The sequence below is a fragment of the Streptomyces sp. NPDC006510 genome (assembly GCF_040611955.1).
GTDB lineage: Bacteria > Actinomycetota > Actinomycetes > Streptomycetales > Streptomycetaceae > Streptomyces.
This window is the reverse complement of record NZ_JBEXPH010000179.1, coordinates 11,465-16,000: the sequence shown is the minus strand read 5'-3', so window position 1 is coordinate 16,000 and position 4,536 is coordinate 11,465. Positions and strand designations below refer to the sequence as shown.

General features: G+C 70.1%; 5 protein-coding genes. 2 read left to right on the top strand and 3 right to left on the bottom strand.

What is annotated here, in order from left to right; all coding sequences use genetic code 11:
• Together ABZY11_RS35150 and ABZY11_RS35145 are read right to left on the bottom strand one after the other, a co-directional pair.
• A partial coding sequence (locus ABZY11_RS35150) for a TerD family protein (RefSeq protein WP_356483060.1) occupies positions 1 to 589 on the bottom strand: 589 nt, incomplete at its 3' end.
• 107 nt (positions 590 to 696) lie between these two features.
• The gene (locus ABZY11_RS35145; RefSeq protein WP_356483059.1) at positions 697 to 1,320 is read right to left on the bottom strand and encodes a M48 family metallopeptidase; all 624 of its coding nucleotides are present in this window, start codon (positions 1,318 to 1,320) and stop codon (positions 697 to 699) included.
• A 218-nt stretch (positions 1,321 to 1,538) separates the two neighbouring features.
• Between ABZY11_RS35145 and ABZY11_RS35140 the strand changes: the two genes are divergently transcribed.
• Entirely contained in the window at positions 1,539 to 2,684 is a 1,146-nt protein-coding gene (locus ABZY11_RS35140) for a ThiF family adenylyltransferase (RefSeq protein ID WP_356483058.1), read from the top strand.
• Positions 2,685 to 2,725: 41 nt separating this feature from the next.
• Positions 2,726 to 4,120 carry an AarF/ABC1/UbiB kinase family protein gene (locus ABZY11_RS35135; RefSeq protein WP_356483057.1) on the top strand — a complete coding sequence of 465 codons (1,395 nt, stop codon included), beginning with the start codon at positions 2,726 to 2,728 and terminating at the stop codon, positions 4,118 to 4,120.
• A 39-nt stretch (positions 4,121 to 4,159) separates the two neighbouring features.
• Here the strand turns inward: ABZY11_RS35135 and ABZY11_RS35130 are convergent, their stop codons facing one another.
• Complete coding sequence (locus ABZY11_RS35130) at positions 4,160 to 4,375, bottom strand: hypothetical protein (protein ID WP_356483056.1); 216 nt, start codon at positions 4,373 to 4,375, stop codon at positions 4,160 to 4,162.
• Positions 4,376 to 4,536 lie beyond the last annotated feature (161 nt).

The window sequence follows — 4,536 nt, the reverse complement described above, 5'->3', positions numbered from 1 at the left end:
CCTGGGCGGGCGGGGCGAACGACGGAGCCGCTGCCTGCGGCTGGGGTGCGGCGGGCGCCTCCTCGGCGACCTCGCCGCCGAAGTTCTTCAGCAGTGCTTCGAGGCCGCCGTCGAAGCCCTGGCCGACCGCGGCGAACCGCCAGACGTCCTTCAGATAGAAGTCGCCCAGCATCACCGCACGCTCGGTGGTGAACTCCGAACCGTTGAAGGCGTACCGGACGACTTCCTCGCCACCTGCGACGATCCGGATGTATCCGGGGCCGATCTGGGACATCTGCCCGGCCCCGTCGACCGTCGCGGTGAACGACAGCTTGTGGATGTTCGCCGGAATGCGGTCCAGGGTGACGCGGAACGACTCGGTGTCACCGGCCTGGGCGCCGAGGAGCTGAATGGACTCCTCGGGCGATTTAGGCTGATTGAAGAAGATGAAATACCGGTCGTCGGAGAGCTGCTCATTGGCATCGAGGCCGAAGCAGCTGATGTCAAAGGTCAGTCCCGGACCGGCGATCTGCACACCTACGTACAGATCCGTCCCCGGCGTGAGATCGCTGATCTTGGCCTTGTGGCCGCGTTGGAATTCCCTGGCCATGCGTAACGACCGTCCCCCATCCCGAATGTGAATGCGTCGCGCCAGGCTAACCGCAAAGTCCGACATCGAGCTAAGTCGGTACACACCCGGTACAGAATCGGTGAACGTCACTCACCGCGCGCTGCGGGCAGATGAGGCAGCCGGTCGGCCGCCACCACACCCTCCAGGTAACCGCGTGCCCGCTCGGTACGGGGATACGCCTCCAGCAGCCGCCAGAAACGCGGACCGTGGCCGGGAACGAGCAAATGGGCCAGCTCGTGGACCAGGACGTAGTCGACGACGTACTCGGGCATGCCCTGCAGCCGGTGCGACAGACGGATGCTGCCCTCCGCCGGGGTGCAGGAGCCCCATCGGGTGTTCTGATTGGTCACCCACCGCACCGACGCCGGCCTGGCCCGGCCCTCGAAGTACTGGGCCGACAACCGCTCGGCCCGCTCGGCGAGTTCGCTGTCGCCGAAGACGCGTCTGCTCTCCTGCGCCGCCAACTTGTCGAGCATCACGCTCACCCAGCGCTGCTCCTCGGCCTCCGACATCCGGGCCGGGATGAGCACGATGGTGCGGTCGCCCTCCCGGTACGCGGAGACCGTTCTGCTGCGGCGATTGCTCCTGCGGACCTCGACCGCGCTCGTCGCCGAGGTGCGGGGCGGACGGTCTGCCGCGCTGCGCTGCTGGGTTCCGGCGCTGCGCGCGGGGGTCTCCCCGGCGATTCCGGGTGACGGGTCGGCGGGCACGCCACGACGTTACCCGGTGTCGGTGGGTGAAGTCCCGCCTCCGGGACGGTTCGCGCTTGATCCACTCCACGGCATGCACCATTTGAACGACTAATACCCCATGCCTGTGGATAACTTTCTGCACGTTTCGACGCCCGGCTGCATTCTGACAACGGATCTCGCGCAGATCCGGGCCGCGGCCCGCGCACAGGATCAAGGAACACAGACCGGGGGTAGCCGTGCATCCGATGTTGAAGCCCGCACTGCGCCGCGCATGGCGCAGCAGGGGCACCGTGCAATTCGGCGTGACTCACGCCCATGCGGTGAAGTTCGGCCCGTTGGATATCGCCACGGGCAGTTTTCTGGAACTGCTCGACGGAACGCGCGGTCTGCCGCTGCTGCGCGAGGAAGCCCGCATGCTGGACCTGTCGGACCATCAAGTCGACACATTGGTGGGCAGATTGGCGAACGCGGGACTGCTCGACGACGTGCGGGCCGCCGGCCCGGAGACGGAAGCGTTACGGAACCGGCCCGGCGCCCTGGACCGGCACCGCCCCGATCTGGCGTCGCTCTCCGTCGTCCATCCCGAACCGGGCGGCGGGATGCGGCGACTGGCGGCCCGCCGGGCGATGCGGGTCCAGGTACGGGGGGCCGGCCGGGTCGGTGCCGCGATCGCGGCGGTGCTGTCCGGGTCCGGGGTGGGCCGGGTGGAGGTCATGGACGGCGGGCACACCGAGCCGTGGGACGTCTCGCCCGGCGGGCTTCCGCCGGCGGCCGTCGGGGAGCGCAGGGACACCGCCGCCCGGCAGTTGGTGCGCAGATCCGCTGCGGCTCCGGCTCCCCGGGCGGCGGAGACGGCGGGTTCCCCGGCCGGTGGCGAGCCGGGGCTGTCGCTGATCGTGGTGGCCCCTCGCGACAGCCTCGCGGCGTACGCCCCCGACCCGCCGGCGGCCGAACCGTGGATCGTGTCGGGCACTCCTCATCTCTACGCCGGAGTGCTGGAGGCGACGGGATTCGTGGGGCCCCTGGTCCTGCCCGGGGGTACGGCCTGCGCTGGGTGCCTGGCACTGGACCGCGCGGGCCGGGACGAGGACTGGCCCAGGATGCTGTCCCAGTGGCGGTCCGGGAGGCGAACTGCCGTGCAGGCCTGCGACCTGGGGCTGGCGACGGCGGTTGCCGGGCTCGCGGCCGCCCATGCGCTGTCCTTTCTGGACGGGGAACTGCCCGCGAGCACGGGGACCCGTTGGGAGGCCGCGCTGCCGCTGATGGACTGGCGGGCCGAGCGGTTGCGAGCGCACCTCGGCTGTTCCTGCGGAGCGGCTGGGCAGACTGAGGGGGAGTGCTGCTCCGGGTCCGACACCATGCAGGACACAATGGCCGGGTAACCGCCGCACGCGGTACGGCAGTCTGGGATTTGGAGGGGCTCATGTCTGATCTTCCCCGGAAAGCGGTCACCCGTACCGCCAAGTTGGCCGCCCTGCCTCTGGGCTTCGCCGGCCGCGCGACGTGGGGTCTGGGCAAGCGGATCGGCGGGAGATCGGCGGAGCTGGTCGCCCGGGAGGTGCAGCAGCGCACCGCTGACCAGTTGTTCAAGGTCCTGGGCGAGCTGAAGGGCGGGGCGATGAAGCTCGGGCAGGCGCTGTCCGTCTTCGAGTCGGCGCTGCCGGAGGAGGTCGCCGGACCGTACCGGGCGGCGCTCACCAAGCTGCAGGAAGCCGCACCGCCCTTGCCCAGCGACACCGTCCGCGCGGTGCTGGAGGAGCGGCTCGGCGAGGACTGGCGGGAGTTGTTCCTCGAATTCGAGGACAAGCCGTCGGCCGCCGCGTCGATCGGTCAGGTGCACCGGGCGGTGTGGCACGACGGACGGAACGTCGCGGTGAAGGTGCAGTATCCGGGCGCCGGAGAGGCGCTGCTCTCGGATCTGACCCAACTCAGCAGATTCGCCCGCCTGCTCGGCCCGCTGATTCCCGGAATGGACATCAAACCGCTCATCACGGAGCTGCGTGACCGGGTCTCGGAGGAGCTGGACTACGAGCAGGAGGCGCGATCGCAGCGGGAGCACGCCGAGGAGTTCGCGGACGACCCGGATGTCGTGATCCCCGGTGTGGTGCACCAGTCCGACCAGGTGCTGGTGACGGAGTGGATGGACGGGGTTCCACTGGCCGACGTGATCGCGGAGGGCACGCCGGAGCAGCGGGACCGGGCTGGTCAGTTGCTGGCGCGCTTCCTCTTCTCGGGGCCCGCGCGCACCGGTCTGCTGCACGCGGACCCGCATCCGGGCAACTTCCGGCTGCTGCCCCCCGACGAGGATAGCGGCGATGGCGGGCAGTGGCGGCTGGGAGTGCTCGACTTCGGGACGGTGGACCGGCTGCCGGGCGGCCTGCCGCAGACCATCGGGGACTCCCTGCGGCTGACGCTGGCGGGCGAGGCGGACGCGGTGTACGAGCAGTTGCGCGAGGAGGGGTTCGTCAAGGACTCGATCGACCTCGACCCGGACGCGGTGCTCGACTACCTCCTCCCGATCATCGAGCCGGCGCAGGTGGAGGAGTTCACGTTCACCCGGAGCTGGCTGCGCAATCAGGCGGCGCGGATCGCGGATCCCCGCTCCCCCGCTCACCAGCTCGGCAAGCAGCTGAATCTGCCGCCCGCCTATCTGCTGATACACCGGGTGACGTTGAGCACGATCGGGGTGCTGTGCCAGCTGGGTGCGACCGTGCGACTGCGCGACGAGCTCGAATCCTGGCTGCCGGGTTTTCTGCTGGAGGACGAGCAGGTGCCCGCGGTGCAGGAGTTGGCGGGCGACGCGCCCGCCGGTGCGTAGGTCAGGGCGTCACGACTGGACGCGTCCCCGTCGGGCAGGTCACCACCAGGCGGAGTCCAGGCGGCTTTCGATCGCCCTGATATGGGTGCGGGCGCACTCTTCGCAGAAGTACTGGCGTCTGCCGTTCTCCACGGAGCAGATCCAGGTCGGCGGTGCGGTCTCGCCGTCGGCGGAGGTGCCGCACAAGGCGCAGGTGACGACTGCGGCGTCGCTCTGCGCGGGTTGCTCAGTCCGGTGATGAGTCTCCTCGTCCACCTCGTGACGATAACGCCGCCGCCGCCGTGGCGCGCGGCACCACACAGCACCACCGCGCAGCACCACCGCAGCGCACGACACAGAGCACGACCGCGGGGCCGGTCCGTTCGGACCGGCCCCCCCGGAGGGGGGCGGGCGCTGGGGACTGACAGGCGGGGGGC